This window comes from Streptomyces sp. HP-A2021, assembly GCF_022807935.1.
GTDB lineage: Bacteria > Actinomycetota > Actinomycetes > Streptomycetales > Streptomycetaceae > Streptomyces > Streptomyces afghaniensis.
In genome coordinates this window covers 4,381,587-4,395,334 of the sequence record NZ_CP094344.1, presented here as the reverse complement: position 1 = coordinate 4,395,334, position 13,748 = coordinate 4,381,587, and the positions used below count along the sequence as shown (strand labels likewise).

General features: G+C 73.0%; 9 protein-coding genes. 5 read left to right on the top strand and 4 right to left on the bottom strand.

Going from position 1 to position 13,748, the window contains the following annotated elements; genetic code table 11:
- The first annotated feature begins 19 nt into the window (after positions 1–19).
- Complete coding sequence (locus MQE23_RS19925; RefSeq protein WP_243379732.1) at positions 20–1,687, top strand: helix-turn-helix domain-containing protein; 1,668 nt, start codon at positions 20–22, stop codon at positions 1,685–1,687.
- A 294-nt stretch (positions 1,688–1,981) separates the two neighbouring features.
- The gene (locus tag MQE23_RS19920) at positions 1,982–3,445 is read left to right on the top strand and encodes an amino acid permease (protein ID WP_037669291.1); all 1,464 of its coding nucleotides are present in this window, start codon (positions 1,982–1,984) and stop codon (positions 3,443–3,445) included.
- Between the two features lie 52 nt (positions 3,446–3,497).
- Here MQE23_RS19920 and MQE23_RS19915 read toward each other — a convergent pair whose 3' ends face one another.
- Positions 3,498–4,379: an AraC family transcriptional regulator gene (locus MQE23_RS19915; protein WP_020272716.1), complete on the bottom strand. Its 882-nt coding sequence runs from the start codon at positions 4,377–4,379 to the stop codon at positions 3,498–3,500.
- 208 nt (positions 4,380–4,587) lie between these two features.
- Between MQE23_RS19915 and MQE23_RS19910 the strand changes: the two genes are divergently transcribed.
- Both MQE23_RS19910 and MQE23_RS19905 read left to right on the top strand, forming a co-directional pair.
- Positions 4,588–5,481, top strand: coding sequence for a glycosyltransferase (locus MQE23_RS19910; protein ID WP_020272715.1), 894 nt, complete (start codon positions 4,588–4,590; stop codon positions 5,479–5,481).
- Positions 5,482–5,844: 363 nt separating this feature from the next.
- Positions 5,845–8,886, top strand: a complete 3,042-nt coding sequence (locus MQE23_RS19905) for an AfsR/SARP family transcriptional regulator (RefSeq protein WP_243379731.1) — start codon at positions 5,845–5,847, stop codon at positions 8,884–8,886.
- A gap of 38 nt (positions 8,887–8,924) precedes the next feature.
- Here the strand turns inward: MQE23_RS19905 and MQE23_RS19900 are convergent, their stop codons facing one another.
- Complete coding sequence (locus tag MQE23_RS19900) at positions 8,925–10,613, bottom strand: bifunctional 3'-5' exonuclease/DNA polymerase (RefSeq protein ID WP_243379730.1); 1,689 nt, start codon at positions 10,611–10,613, stop codon at positions 8,925–8,927.
- 524 nt (positions 10,614–11,137) lie between these two features.
- Positions 11,138–11,881, bottom strand: a complete 744-nt coding sequence (locus MQE23_RS19895; RefSeq protein ID WP_020272711.1) for a Clp protease N-terminal domain-containing protein — start codon at positions 11,879–11,881, stop codon at positions 11,138–11,140.
- Between the two features lie 99 nt (positions 11,882–11,980).
- Between MQE23_RS19895 and MQE23_RS19890 the strand changes: the two genes are divergently transcribed.
- Complete coding sequence (locus tag MQE23_RS19890; protein WP_020272710.1) at positions 11,981–13,081, top strand: DUF2786 domain-containing protein; 1,101 nt, start codon at positions 11,981–11,983, stop codon at positions 13,079–13,081.
- 7 nt (positions 13,082–13,088) lie between these two features.
- Here MQE23_RS19890 and MQE23_RS19885 read toward each other — a convergent pair whose 3' ends face one another.
- Entirely contained in the window at positions 13,089–13,631 is a 543-nt protein-coding gene (locus MQE23_RS19885; RefSeq protein ID WP_243379729.1) for a DUF4232 domain-containing protein, read from the bottom strand.
- Positions 13,632–13,748: the final 117 nt, after the last annotated feature.

Below are 13,748 nucleotides of genomic sequence, written 5' to 3'. Positions count from 1 at the left end.
TGTGCTGGAGGCGACGATCATGGACCCGGCCGCAGTGTCTCCCACCGCAGCGAGCATCGGCCTGCGTCAGTTGCTGATGGTGCTGGGTGATTCGTTGGTGGAGGTGCAGGCCGCTCCCGCCGGGCTGGACGTCGAGATCCGTGGCGTCTCGCTGCTCGATCCGGAGGATCCGCCGACCGCGCAGCCGGGCGAGCTGGTTCTCGTGATCGGTGCCCGGGGCCGGGCCGCTTTCCCCGCGCTACGGGCCGCCGGGCGGGACGGAGCCGCCGCAGTCGTGGTCAAGCTGGACGGGCCAGGCCAGGCCGCGGCGCTCAGCGAGACCGCTGCCGAGGCCGGGGTCGCCCTGCTCTCGCTGCGCAGCGAAGCACGCTGGGAGCAGGTGAACGCGCTGGCCCGGGCCGCCCTCGACGACGCACCGCCGGGCGGGCCGGGCATGGGGGCCGAGGAGGGCGACCTGTTCTCGCTCGCCCAGACCACCGCCATCCTCACCAGCGGCATCGTCAGCATCGAGGACGCCGCGAACCGGGTGCTGGCCTACTCCCGCACCACCGACTCCGACGAGGCGGACGACCTGCGCCGGCGCTCCATCCTCGGCTGGCAGGGACCGGAAGGGTATCTGGCGAAGCTGCGCGAGTGGGGCGTGTTCCAGCACCTGCACTCCAGCGACGAGGTGATCGGTATCGACAGCCACCCCGAGCTGGGCATCCGTCGTCGGCTCGCAGTGGCGATCAGGTCCGGGGACCGGCAGCTGGGCACCATCTGGGTGCAGGAGGGCTCGGTTCCGCTGTCCGAACGCTCGCGCCAGGCACTGCTGGGTGCCGCCCGGGTCGCGGCGCTCCATCTCGTGCGCCGTCGCCGGGAGCTCTCGGACGATGTGACGCTCACCCGGACCCTGCTGGCCGGACTCCTCGACGGGAGCACCGGACCGCAGCCGCTGGCCACGCACCTGGGATTCGACGCCGGCCGCCCGGCCGCCGTGCTGGGTTTCTCGTACGGGACCACAGAGGCATACGGGACCACAGAGGGGTACGAGATCCCGGAGGGCGCCGCCGCACCGGAACTGACTCACTCCGAGGTCACCAACCTGGTCTCCGTGCACATCGCCGCCCGGCACCGCAGCGCCCTGGTCACCCAGGTCGATCCCCGTATCTATGTGCTGCTGCCCCAGCTGCCCCGCGGCGTCGACACGGACACGCTGCGCGGCTGGACCCAGGAGATCACCGACGCCGCACGCCGCCACCTCGGCCTGCCACTGCGCGGCTCGGTCGGTTGCCTGGTGCCGGGGCTCGGGGACGTTTTCGAGTCACGCCGGGAGGCCGACCGCATACTCGACGCCATGGTGAGCGCCGGAGTGACCGTCGCCGTCGCCGCGCTGCCGGACATCCAGGCGGAGGTGCTGGTCAGCGAGATATTGACGTTGCTCTCCGCCCACCCCGAGATACGGGATCCCCGGCTGACGGCCCTGGTCTCGCACGACAGCCGGCATCAGGGCCGGCTCGCCGAGACGCTTCTGACGTACCTCAACTCCTTCGGTGACATACGAGCGGCGGCCGCACAGCTCCATGTGCACCCCAACACGCTGCGGTACCGCCTTCGCCGGGCCGAGCAGCTGACCGGCCTCGATCTCAGCCGTCCCGACCAGCGGCTGCTGGCCATGCTCCAGTTGCGGCTGCCGCCCACCGGCTGAACCGCTTCCGCATTGGCCGGTCGTACAGCCATCGAGGTCGAGTTTGTTCAGCCTTCACAAACATTTGACCCCATGAACCCCCATACGCTTGCGCAAATCCATTTCCGCAAGTGATGCGGCCCACCTCCCACGAGGAGACGGAGCGAAACGCGGACGTGCGGTGACGACCCGATCACCGGCGCGACATCCGGATTCCGCGAACCGCACCGTGAACGCTTCCGGGAATCGTCAGTGCCCCGACCGTCCCTCCTGACGCACAGCACGGCACTCCCAACGACCCCATGGATGTCGAACATGACTACACGTCCCCCCGATTCACTGACCCCTGATACCGCTCCGTCCACCAGTGGTCAGCCTCCGGAGCAGCAGGCAGGTCTGAAGGCCGGTCTCAAGAACCGCCATCTGTCCATGATCGCCATCGGCGGGGTGATCGGTGCCGGTCTCTTTGTGGGCTCCGCCTCCGGCATCGCCGCCGCCGGGCCCGGCATCCTCGTGTCCTACGCACTGGTCGGCGCCCTGGTCGTCTTCGTGATGCGGATGCTCGGCGAGATGGCCGCGGCCAACCCGACTTCCGGGTCCTTCTCGGCCTACGCGGACCGGGCGCTCGGCCGTTGGGCCGGGTTCTCGATCGGCTGGCTGTACTGGTTCTTCTGGGTCGTCGTCCTCGCCGTGGAGGCGACCGCGGGCGCCGTCATCCTGGAAGGGTGGGTGCCGGCCGTACCGCAGTGGGCCTGGGCCCTGATCGTGATGACGGTCCTCACCGCCACGAACCTGGCCTCGGTCGGCTCCTTCGGCGAGTTCGAGTTCTGGTTCGCCGGCATCAAGGTCGTCGCCATCGCGGGCTTCATCGTCCTCGGCGGGCTGGCCATCTTCGGTGTGCTGCCCGGCTCCGACCACGCCTCTACGGGATTCGGAAATCTCACCGAGCACGGCGGCTTCCTGCCGAACGGACCGGGGGCGATCCTCACCGGCATCCTGTTGGTCGTCTTCTCCTTCATGGGCAGCGAGATCGTCACCCTCGCCGCCGGTGAGTCCTCGGACGCGCGGCGGGCGGTGGCCAAGGCCACCAGGAGCGTGATCTGGCGGGTCGGTGTCTTCTACGTCGGCTCGATCCTCGTCGTGGTCGCCCTGCTGCCGTGGAACGACCCCGCGATCGAGAAGAAGGGCTCGTACGTCGCGGCCCTCGACTCGATCGGCATCCCGCACGCCGGCGAGATCATGAACTTCATCGTGCTGACCGCCGTGCTGTCCTGTCTCAACTCCGGCCTCTACACCGCCTCCAGGATGGCCTTCTCCCTCGGGCAGCGCGGCGACGCCCCGCACTCCTTCGCGCGGACGAACCCGCGAGGTGTCCCGCAGGCCGCGATCCTGGCCTCCGTGGTCTTCGGCTTCGTGGCGGTCGCCTTCAACTACCTGTGGCCGGACACGGTCTTTCAGTTCCTGCTGAACTCCTCGGGCGCCGTCGCGCTCTTCGTCTGGCTGGTCATCTGCTTCTCGCAGCTGCGGATGCGGGGGATCATCCTGCGCGAGAGCCCGGAGAAGCTCGTCGTCCGGATGTGGCTGTTCCCCTATCTGACGTGGGCGACGATCGGGATGATCACGTTCGTCCTCCTCTACATGCTCACCGACGGCAAGGAGGGCGGCGGCCGCAGCCAGGTGCTGCTCTCGGTGCTCGTCGCCGCGCTGGTGATCGCGATCTCGCTGGTCCGGGAGCGGGCCCGCCGGAAGGACACCGCGGAGACGGCCGCGCCGCGGTAGCCGCCCCCGAGAGCCCCGGGCCGGACCGATTCCGGCCCGGGGCTCTCGGCGTTCAGCGGCTCGTCTCCCGCTCCACCGGCAGCCACAGCTCGGCGTCCGCTGTCGTCCCGTCCGCCGAGAGGTCGGTCCGGAGGATCTCCGGGCCGGGGCGGCTGCGGTACGGGTTGGACGGGAACCACTCGGTGAACACGTCCCGCCACAGCTCCTGGATGGCCCGCGGTGCCGGGCCGGAGGCGGTGAAGACCGCCCAGGTGCCGGGCGGGACGGGCAGGGTGGTGGTGCCCGCGGGGGCGCCGGCCGGTGCGGACGCCGTGGTGAGCGCCGCCTGGTAGTAGTCGAGTTCGGTGCCCTCGGCGCGGCTCGGGTCCAGGTCGTCGCAGACCGCGACGATGCCGTGCGGCTCCAGGTCCGAGAGCTTTCCGAGCTGCTCCAGGGCCTGTTTGTCGAGCCCCCGGACGAAGTCGACGATCGCCTGGTTCGGGCCCGAGTGCACGAGCGGTACCCGGGTCTTGAAGCCGACGGCGGTGAAGGCCGGGCGGTCCACTACTCGGTAGTGCATGCTGCTGCTCCCTTCGATGGTGAGGCGGAAGGTCAGCCGGGGCTGGGAGACGAGCGCGGCGCCGGTGCGCCGGGCCTCGCCCGGACCCACGCCGTGCATCGCGCGGAACGCCCGTGCGAACGCCTCGCCCGAGCCGTAGCCGTAGCGCACCGCGATCTCCAGCAGCGTCTCGCCGCCCGCGAGCACTTCCGAGCCCGCGACCGTCAGCCGTCGGCGGCGGATGTACTCCGACAGGGGCATACCTGCCAGCGCGGAGAACATCCGGCGCAGGTGGTACTCCGACGTGGTCGCGATCCGCGCCAGTTCGGCGCCGTCCACGGACTCGTCGAGATGGCGCTCGATGTGCTCCATCGCCTGGTTGAGCCGCTCCAGCACGCCCGGTTCCTTCCTCTTCGGTGATCACCACGCTAGGCAGCGCGCACCCTGCCGCACCCGACATCCTGTGCCCGATCGGGTCGGGTGCCGCATCCGCCGAACGGCGTAGGCGCACCGCCGTCCGGCAGGCGTACTTAAGGGGTCTTTACCGTGAACGGCTAGCATCGCCCGGCAACCCGTCAGTTGCCGACCGGGACGAGGTGAGGACATGGGGGCGCCCAGGATCGCCGTCGCCGTGGTGACGATGGGCAATCGGCCCGAGGAGGTCGACGCGCTGCTGCGGTCCGTGGCCAAGCAGGACGTGCCGCCCGAGCGGATCGTGATCGTCGGCAACGGCTGCCCGCTGCCCGAGTTCGCCCGGCGGCTGTCGCTGCCCGGCGAGGTCACCCCGATCGAGCTCGACGAGAACCTCGGCTGTCCCGGCGGCCGGAACGCGGCCCTCGCGCGGCTGCGGGAGTTCGGCGACATCGACGTCGTCGTGGATCTGGACGACGACGGGCTGCTCGTCGACGCCGATGTGCTGCGCCGCGTGCAGGAGTTGTACGCCGCCGACGAGCGGCTCGGCATCGTCGGCTTCCGCATCGCCGACGAGCTGGGCGAGACGCAGCAGCGGCACGTGCCCCGGATCGGCAACTCGGACCCCCTGCGGGGCGGGTACGTCACCGGGTTCCTCGGCGGCGGGCACGCGCTGCGGATGGCCATGCTCGACCAAGTCGGCGACTGGCCTGCCGAGTTCTTCTTCGCGCACGAGGAGACCGACCTGGCCTGGCGCGCGGCCGACGCGGGCTGGCGCATCCTGTACGCGCCCGAACTGCTGCTCCAGCACCCGAAGACCTCGCCCGCCCGGCACGCCATCTACTACCGGGTGAACGCCCGCAACCGGGTCTGGCTGGCCCGCCGCCGGCTGCCGCTCGCGCTCGTCCCCGTCCACCTCGGCGTCTGGGTGCTGCTCACCCTCGCACGGAACCGGTCGCGTGCGGGGCTGCGGGCATGGTTCGGCGGGTTCGTGGAAGGCGTACGGGAGTCGGCCGGTGAGCGGCGGCCCATGCGCTGGCGGACGGTGTGGCGGCTCACGCGGCTGGGGCGGCCGCCGGTCATCTGACGCCGAGGACTCCGCCAGGCGGCAGGAAGTTGGTGGGGCCCCGGCCGTTCACCTCCGCCGACCGGGACCCGGACCCGGCCGCGGCGGCGACACTCCCCCGAGTTGCGCGTCCAGACGCGCGCGCCGCCGGGCCAGATCCGACGTAGTGATCACATCAGGGTTTGCCAACGGATCGCTAACATGTGGCCAACGGTTCTCCGTTGCGTCGTCTGCCGATTGGCGTGAAGTTGCCGAACCATGACGGACGACGGCCTGTGCGGGGCTGTTCCGGTGGAGAACATGAGAACGAAGGTGGCGGAAAACCGCTGCCCCGGGGGCGGAAACTCGTCAAGGGCGGTGGTGCGGGGAGACGGGGGGCGTGAGATGGGGGCATCTGCCTGTTCGGGCAGCGAGGACGGTTCCGGTGAGCGGTGCGGGCTGCGCTTCGGGCTGCTCGGGTCGCCGGCGCTGTACTACGACGTCAACGGGCGCGGCCGGAGGGAAGCGAGGGACGTCGCAAGTCCCAAGTCCCGGGTGCTGCTGACCGCGTTGCTGCTCGACGCCGGACGGGTCGTCTCCGTCGAGTCGCTCAAGGAGGCGCTGTGGGGCGGGGCGCCGCCCGTTTCCGCCCAGGCCTCGCTGCACAACCACATAGCCCGGTTGCGGCGGGTGCTCGACGCCCCCGAGCGGCTGCGAACCGTGCCGTCCGGGTATGTGCTGCGGGTCGACGAGGGTGAGCTGGACGTCCATGTGTTCGATGCCCACGTCGCCGCGGCGCGGGCCGCGCACGCCGGGCAGGAATGGGAGCGCGTCGTGCGTGAGTGCGCCGCCGCGCTCGCGCTGTGGCGGGGTGCGCCGCTCGCCGGGTTGCCGTCCGAGGTGGGCGGGTACGCCCTCGCACGGCGGTTGCGCGAGGCCCGGCTGCTGCTTCTGGAGTGGCGCCACGACGCCGAGTTGGCGCTGGGCGGCCCGCGTCTCGACGGGCTCGTGCCGGAGCTGGCGGCGTTGACCGCCGAGTACCCGCTGCGGGAGGTGTACCACCGCCAGCTCATGCTCGCCCTGCACCGGACCGGCCGCCAGGCCGAGGCCCTGGCCGTCCACCACGACCTGCGCACCCGACTGGTCGACCAACTCGGCATCGAGCCGGGGCCGGGGGTGCGGGAGGCGCATGTGGAGGTGTTGCGGGGGGCCGTGGGGAGGCCACCCTCGTCCGCTCAGCCGCCGCCCGCTCAGCTTCCCCCGCCGCCGGCGCATTTCACGGGGCGTGCCGCCGTACGCGACGCCCTGCGCCGCTCCCTCACGACACCGGGACCGCCGTCCCCGAGCGGCCCGACTGCCTCCAGTGCCCCGAACACCCCGGCTTTCCCCGCCGCCGCCGTCATCAGCGGCATGCCCGGCGTCGGCAAGAGCGCACTCGCGCTGCACGTCGCGCACGAGTTGGCGGAACGTTTCCCCGATGGGCAGCTCTACCTCGACCTGCACGGTGCGACCCCGGGCATGGCCCCTCTGACCCCAGGTCAGGCGCTCACCGCCCTGTTGCGTGACCTCGGGGCCGAGCCCTGCCGCATCCCCGAACGCCCCGACGCGGCATCCGCTCTGCTGCGCTCGCTGCTAGCGCCGACCCGCACGCTGCTGGTGCTGGACGACGCCGCGAGTGCCGCGCAGGTACGGCCGCTGCTGCCGGGCGGTGCCGGGTGCGCGGTGATCGTCACCAGCCGTTCGCCGCTCACCGCTCTCGACGGCGTCGCCCGCTTTCCGCTCGGCCCGTTGTCGGACGAGGAGAGCGCGGCGCTCCTGGCCGCGGCCTCGGGGCGGGACGGCCTGGGCGGTTCGGACGCCGCCCGCCGTCTCGTCGAACTCACCGGCCGGCTGCCCCTGGCCCTGCGCGTCGTCGCCGCGCGGCTCGCCGCCCGGCATGCCCTCACACCGGAGGTCCTCGCCGGGCAACTGTCCGAGACGGAAGGGCGGTTGCGGCACCTCGAGTACGACGACCTGAGTGTGCGCCGCTCCCTGGCCGTCGCGCACGACGCGCTCGCCGGCTCCGAGCGCGAGGCCGACCGGGACGCGGCCCTCACCCTCCGCCGTATCGGGGCGCTCGACCTGCCCACGTACGGCGCACCCCTGCTCGCCCGCCTCACCGGCACGGGCGAACGCCGCACCGAGGCCGCCCTGGACCGCCTCGTCGACGTGGCCCTGCTCCAGGAGCCGGCGTACGGCCGCTACGCGCCGCACGACCTCGTCCGCGATTTCGCCCGTGAGCTGGCGGGGGAGTGGGGTACGGAGGGCACCGACGCCTGCGAAACCGCCCTGCGCTGGTACGCCGCCGTCGCCGAGCGGGTGCTCGTCGCGATCGTCGAGCCCGGCCCCGACCAGGACGACCGTCGCCGCCCCACCGCGGCCCAGCCGCCCGGGCACGCGGCGCACGTCGAGACCGTCGCCCTCTTCGGCAGCCCCGAGGAGGCCTTCGCCTGGGGCGACAGCGAGCTGGCGAACGTCGTCACCCTGGTCGAGCGGTACGCGGACGACCCGTGCCGGCGGCGCGCGGGCCTCGTCTCCACTCTCGTACGGCTGATCCTCCCCTGCGCGCACCGCCGGGGCCGCGTCGCCGAGATGGAGGTGCTCGGCCGGGCCGGTCTGGGCGTGGCGCGGCGGCTCGGGGACGCGGCCGCGGAGGCGTACGCGCTGGTCGACCTCGCCGGGCTGCACTTCCTGACCGGCCGCCAGAGCGACGCCCTCGACCTCAACGACCGCGCGCTGGCCATCTGGCGACGGCTCGACGACCCGTCCTGGATCCGCCGCTGCCTCAACAACCGCGGTCTGCTGCTCGACGGGCTCGGCCGGCACGTCGAGGCGAGCGAGGCGCTGACCCGGAGCCTGGAGTACGCACGGCAGCTGAACGACCCGTACGGCGAGGCCGTCACCCACAGCCACCTCGGCAACCTCTACGAGCACACCGACCCGCGGGCCGCCATCGAGCAGCACCGGCGTTCGCTCGCCATCGGGGACGAGATCGGCGCCGTGATCGTGCGGCACTCCGCGCACTGCAACATCGGGTACGCCCATCTGCGGCTCGGGGAACCGGCCGCCGCCCTCCCGCACTTCGAGGAGAGTCTGCGCATCCTGGGCGGCCACGGCGACTGGCACGGCGAGTCCCAGACCCGGCTCGGCCTGGTCCGCGCGCTGCGACTGCTGGGCAGCACCGGGCGGGCCGCCCGCGAGTGCGCCGAGTTGCTGGACCGGGCCGACGCCCGCGCCGACCACTACGCCGGCGGTCTCGCCCGCCACCAGCACGGGCTGCTGCTACGGGAACGGGGGCAGGCCGGAGCGGCACGCGAGGAGTGGCGCTCGGCTCTCGCGGCACTGGAGGGGACCGACGCGCACGCGGTGGTCACCGAACTCCGCGAGCTGCTCGCTCCCACCGACTGACACCGTGAGCCCGGCTGTCGGGCTACTGGGCTATTGGGCTATTTGGCGTCCGCGTAACACTCCACCACCGCCGTCGTGAACGGGAACCGCACCGGCGTCTCCCCGAAGGTCAGCCGGCCGGCCAGGGCCGCCGCCTCGCGGATCGCCGCGACGACCGTCTCCGTCTCCTCCTCGGGGCAGTGCACGATCACCTCGTCGTGCTGGAAGAAGACCAGCTCGGCCGCCAGGTCCGCGCAGGATCTGCGCAGCGCGGCGAGCAGCAGCAGGGCCCAGTCGGCGGCGCTGCCCTGGACGACGAAGTTGCGGGCGAAGCGGCCGCGGGCGCGGGCGTTGGTGGAGGCGTACCCGGGCACCCACTGTCCGCTGTCGGGCTGCTCCTCGTCGGTGGCCGGGATGCCGGCCTCCTCCGTCGCGTCGTCCGTCCCCCGGGCTGCCGGCGGGCAGGTCCGGCCGAGCCACGTCCGCACGAGCCGGCCCTCCTCGCCGGCGCGGGCCGCCTCGTCGACGTACGCCACCGCGCGGGGGAAGCGGCGTCTGAGCGCGGCGAGGTTCTTCAGGCCGTCGCCGGAGGTCTGGCCGTAGACCGCGCCGAGCACGGCGAGTTTGGCCTGGGCGCGGTCGCCGGAGAAGGCGCGGTCGGAGACGGACTGGTACAGGTCGCTGTCGCGGCCGGCCACCTCCATCAGGCCGGGGTCGCGGGAGATCGCGGCGAGGACGCGCGGCTCCATCTGGTCGGCGTCGGCGACGACGAGCCGCCAGCCGGGGTCGGCGACCACGGCCCGCCTGATCACCTTGGGGATCTGGAGCCCGCCCCCGCCGTTGGTCACCCAGCGCCCGGTCACCGTCCCGCCCGCGAGGAACTCGGGCCGGAAGCGACCGTCGCGCACCCAGTCCTGGAGCCAGGACCAGCCGTGGGCGACCCAGATGCGGTACAGCTTCTTGTACTCCAGCAGGGGTTTCACGGCCGGGTGGTCGACGGACTCGATCTCCCAGCGGCGGGTCGAGGCGACCTTGATCCCGGCCTGCGCGAAGGCCTTGACCACGTCGGCGGGCAGATCGGGCCGCACCCGGCGGCCGAACGCCGCGGACACCTCGTCGGCCAGCTCGGCCAGGCGGCGCGGCTCGCCACCGCCCGCGTACCGCTCGCCCAGCAGGTCGTGCAGCACCGTGCGATGGACCTCGGCGCGCCAGGGCAGCCCGGCGCGGTTCATCTCGGCGGCCACCAGCATGCCGGCCGACTCGGAGGCGGTCAGCAGGCGCATCCGCTCGGGGTGCTCGGCCTGCGCGTGCCGCTTCTGCTGCTCGGCGTAGACCGCGAGGAGGTCCGCCAGGGGCAGGTGGACGCCCTGTGGTTCGAACAGGGAGGACTGGGAGCCCGGTTCGGCGGAACGCTGCGGCGGATCGGGCGGTACGGGGCCGCCGCGCAGCCGGGCCAGGGCGGCCCCGGCCGAGCGGGGTTCCCCGTACCGCCCCTCGTGGCCGAGGAGGAGCGTCTCGGCGGCCTCGACGTCGTAGCACCGCTCGACTCGCACCCCCGTGGCGAGCAGGCGCGGGTAGACCTCGGCGGTGGACCGCCACACCCACCGCGTGACGCCGGGACGGCTCCGTACGGCCTCGGCGGGATCCGCCTCCCGCCGCACCGGCCCGGCGGGCACCCCGTCCGGACCGAGGGGGGCGACGTCCACGCCACCGTCCTCGGCCGGAGCGAGCGCCCACCGGTCGGCCATGCTGCGAGTGTGCCAGGGGGGTCTGACAACGCCCCCTCACCACGGCCCGGCCCGGGTGGCTGTCCTGGTCCGGGTTCGGGTTGCGGTGGCTGTTCTGGTCCGGGTTCGGGTTGCGGTGGCTGTCCCGGTCGCGGTCCCCGTCGCGGTGGCCGCGCCGGTCCCGGCCTCGGCTCGGTCGCCGTCCCAGTCGCGGTGGCCGTCCCGCTCTGGGGTGCGTCCCAGCCATGGTGCCCGTCATCGTTGCAGCCGCCGCCCCGGCCACGGTGGCTGTCCCGGCCTTGGTGCGGTCGCGGTCTCGAGCGCCGCCCGGGCACGGTGGCCGGCCGGCCCCGATCACGTCGGGGGCGCCGTCCGGGGCCGGGGCGGTGGCCGCCCGACCCCGCTCCGGGCGGGGTCTCCGTCAGCCGCGATGGCCGGCCTAGGTCCCGGCCCCCGCCCGGGCGGGCAGCCCGGCGGAGCGGGGGTGCGGCTGGGCCCACCCGTGTGGCCCCAGTGGCACGACTGCCCGCAGCTCGGCGGACCCGTCACGCCCCGTCCGGTGTCTCCTTCTGTGCCTGCACGATCTTCTCCAGCACCTCCGCCACGTACTGCTCGGTCCGTTCCTTGCCGATGCCCAGGCCGCTGAGGACGCCCTCGCCGTTCTCGTGCTCCAGCAGGGCGAGCAGGATGTGCTCGGTGCCGATGTAGTTGTGGCCGAGGCGCAGGGCCTCGCGGAACGTGAGCTCCAGAACCTTCTTCGCGGCCTGGCCGTACGGCACCAGCTCGGGGGCCTCCTCGACGGCCGGCGGCAGTGCGGCGGTCGCCGCCTCGCGCACCGTGTCGAGGGAGACGCCCTGCTCGACGAGCGCCTTCGCGGCGAGGCCGTCGGGCTCGGCCAGCAGACCGAGGACGAGGTGCTCGGGCACGCCCTCGGCGTTGCGCGCGGACTTGGCCGCGTTGTGCGCGGCCATCACCGTGTTGCGGGCGCGGGGCGTGTAGCGGTTGAAGCCCTGGCTCGGGTCGAGGTCGGCCGACTCCTTCGGCACGAAGCGCTTCTGCGCGGCCTGCCGGGTGACCCCCATGCTCTTGCCGATGTCCGTCCAGGAGGCACCCGAACGTCGGGCCTGGTCCACGAAGTGGCCGATCAGGTGGTCGGCCACCTCGCCGAGGTGATCGGCGGCGAGCACCGCGTCCTGGAGCTGTTCGAGGGGTTCCTGGTGCACCGTCTTGATGGCCGCGATCAGGTCGTCGAGGCGCACGGATGACGTGATGTCGGGGTTCGTCGTCATGGTGTCAACCGTAGGTTGCGCCCCGCCGGGTGTCAACCGCGAGTTGACACTCTGTCCCGCCTGCCGGGCCGCCCGTGCCGGCATGGCACCATCGGCCCCGTGAGTACGCCCACCACCGTCGACCGCGCGTTCGAGGCCGCCCTGTACGACACCGGCGAGACGGCCCTCGACACCGGCGCGTCCCTGCTCGCGTCCGACCTGGCGGCCGATGACGAACTCGCCCGGCGCGGTGCGGAGTTCGTGGCGGCGGCCTGGCGGCGCGGCTGGCAGCCGGCCGACGTCGTACGCATCGTGCGGCGCGAACTGGACGACGTACACGTACGACTGGTGGCGGCACTGATCCGCGCGCAGGTGCCGCACGACCGCCCGCGCGGCCGCCGCTGGAGCGCGCAGCTCGCGGAACTTCCCGCCGAGGCCCCGCCCCGCACCGACCGCTTCTCGTACGCCACCGCCGTGCTGGAGCTGTACCGCCTGCTGCTGCGCCTGCCCGTGCTCGAGTCCCTCGACGACTCACCCGGGGAGCCGAGGACAGAGTCCCGGATGCTCGGCCGGATCCGCGCCCTGCTCGCCAAGGCGGAGGCCACCGGGTTCCCGGAGGAGGCGGAGGCGCTCAGCGCCAAGGCGCAGGAGCTGATGGCCCGGCACAGTGTCGACGAGGCGCTGCTCGCGGCCCGGGCACCCTCGCCCGAGACGCCCGGGGCCTGCCGGATCGGTGTCGAACCGCCGTACGAGCAGGCCAAGGCGGTGCTGCTGGACGCCGTCGCCGCCGCCAACCACTGCCGGGCGGTGTGGAACGAGCCGCTCGGCTTCTCCACCGTCGTCGGCTTCGAAACCGACCTGGAAGCGGTCGAACTCCTCTACACCTCACTCCTGGTGCAGGCCACGACCGCGATGACGAAGGCGGAAGCCGCCCAGCGGGCGGGCGGCCGCAAGCGCACCAAGACGTTCCGCCAGTCCTTCCTCGCGGCCTACGCCCACCGCATCGGCACCCGTCTGGCGGCTGCCGCCGAGACCCAGGTGACACAGGACCTGCTCCCGGTCCTCGCCTCCCGAGAGGTGGCGGTCACCGGCCGGCTGGACCGGATGTTTCCGGAGACGACCACGACCCGCCTGCGCGGCGTGCGTGACGCGGCGGGCTGGTCGGAGGGCGCACAGGCGGCGGACCGCGCCCAGGTCGGCCACCGCCCGCCGCTGCGCTGACCTGCCGTCAGTCGCCCGAGGACTCGAAGCCGCTCACCGAGGCCTGCGCCGCGCCGCCGCTCCCGTCCCTCCTGGCGACCTCGCCGTACGACCACGGCAGGTCGCGTGCGTCCGCGGTGGCGCCTGGCAGGGCGAAGGACGCCTTCCGGACGGCAAGGCTCTTCGGGGAGTCCGCCTCGCCCCGGACGTAGGTGATCGTGAAGGACGTGGTGGCGCCCTTCCCCAGGGTGAGCGGCTGGGCCTTCGCGGACTGCTCCGGAGGCACGGACGTCGTGGTGTCCTCCGCCAAGAGGTCGACGGCGGGGAAGCCCTTCAGGGTGCACTGGGCACCGTTGTTCGTGAGGGTGACGGTGACGTTGCCGGTGTCCCCGGCCGCCGGGGCCGCACCGGCCCCGACCTCCATGCCCAGGTCGCCGATCGCACAGGGCGAACCGCCCGGCCGGTCCGCGTTCTTGGCGTCGTCGCCACTGGTCTTGTCGTCGTCGCAGGCGGTCAGCAGGAGTGTCGCTGCGAGAGCGGCGGCCAGGGCGAGGGGAGGAAAGGTGCGCATGGGGTCCTCTGGTGCGTGATGGCGATGAGCGGTTCCGACGTACGGATCATCTCGGACGCGGGGACCGTCACGCACCCGGGCAGGCCGCCCGCCGGGGCGGCCTCACAAAACCTCCGC

What these genes read in the sequence shown, in the direction of transcription:
- MQE23_RS19925 (WP_243379732.1), top strand. Translation starts at nt 20, where the DNA reads ATGGACCCGGCCGCAGTGTCTCCCACCGCAGCGAGCATCGGCCTGCGT.
- MQE23_RS19920 (WP_037669291.1), top strand. Translation starts at nt 1,982, where the DNA reads ATGACTACACGTCCCCCCGATTCACTGACCCCTGATACCGCTCCGTCC.
- MQE23_RS19910 (WP_020272715.1), top strand. Translation starts at nt 4,588, where the DNA reads ATGGGGGCGCCCAGGATCGCCGTCGCCGTGGTGACGATGGGCAATCGG.
- MQE23_RS19905 (WP_243379731.1), top strand. Translation starts at nt 5,845, where the DNA reads ATGGGGGCATCTGCCTGTTCGGGCAGCGAGGACGGTTCCGGTGAGCGG.
- MQE23_RS19900 (WP_243379730.1), bottom strand. Translation starts at nt 10,613, where the DNA reads ATGGCCGACCGGTGGGCGCTCGCTCCGGCCGAGGACGGTGGCGTGGAC.
- MQE23_RS19895 (WP_020272711.1), bottom strand. Translation starts at nt 11,881, where the DNA reads ATGACGACGAACCCCGACATCACGTCATCCGTGCGCCTCGACGACCTG.
- MQE23_RS19885 (WP_243379729.1), bottom strand. Translation starts at nt 13,631, where the DNA reads ATGCGCACCTTTCCTCCCCTCGCCCTGGCCGCCGCTCTCGCAGCGACA.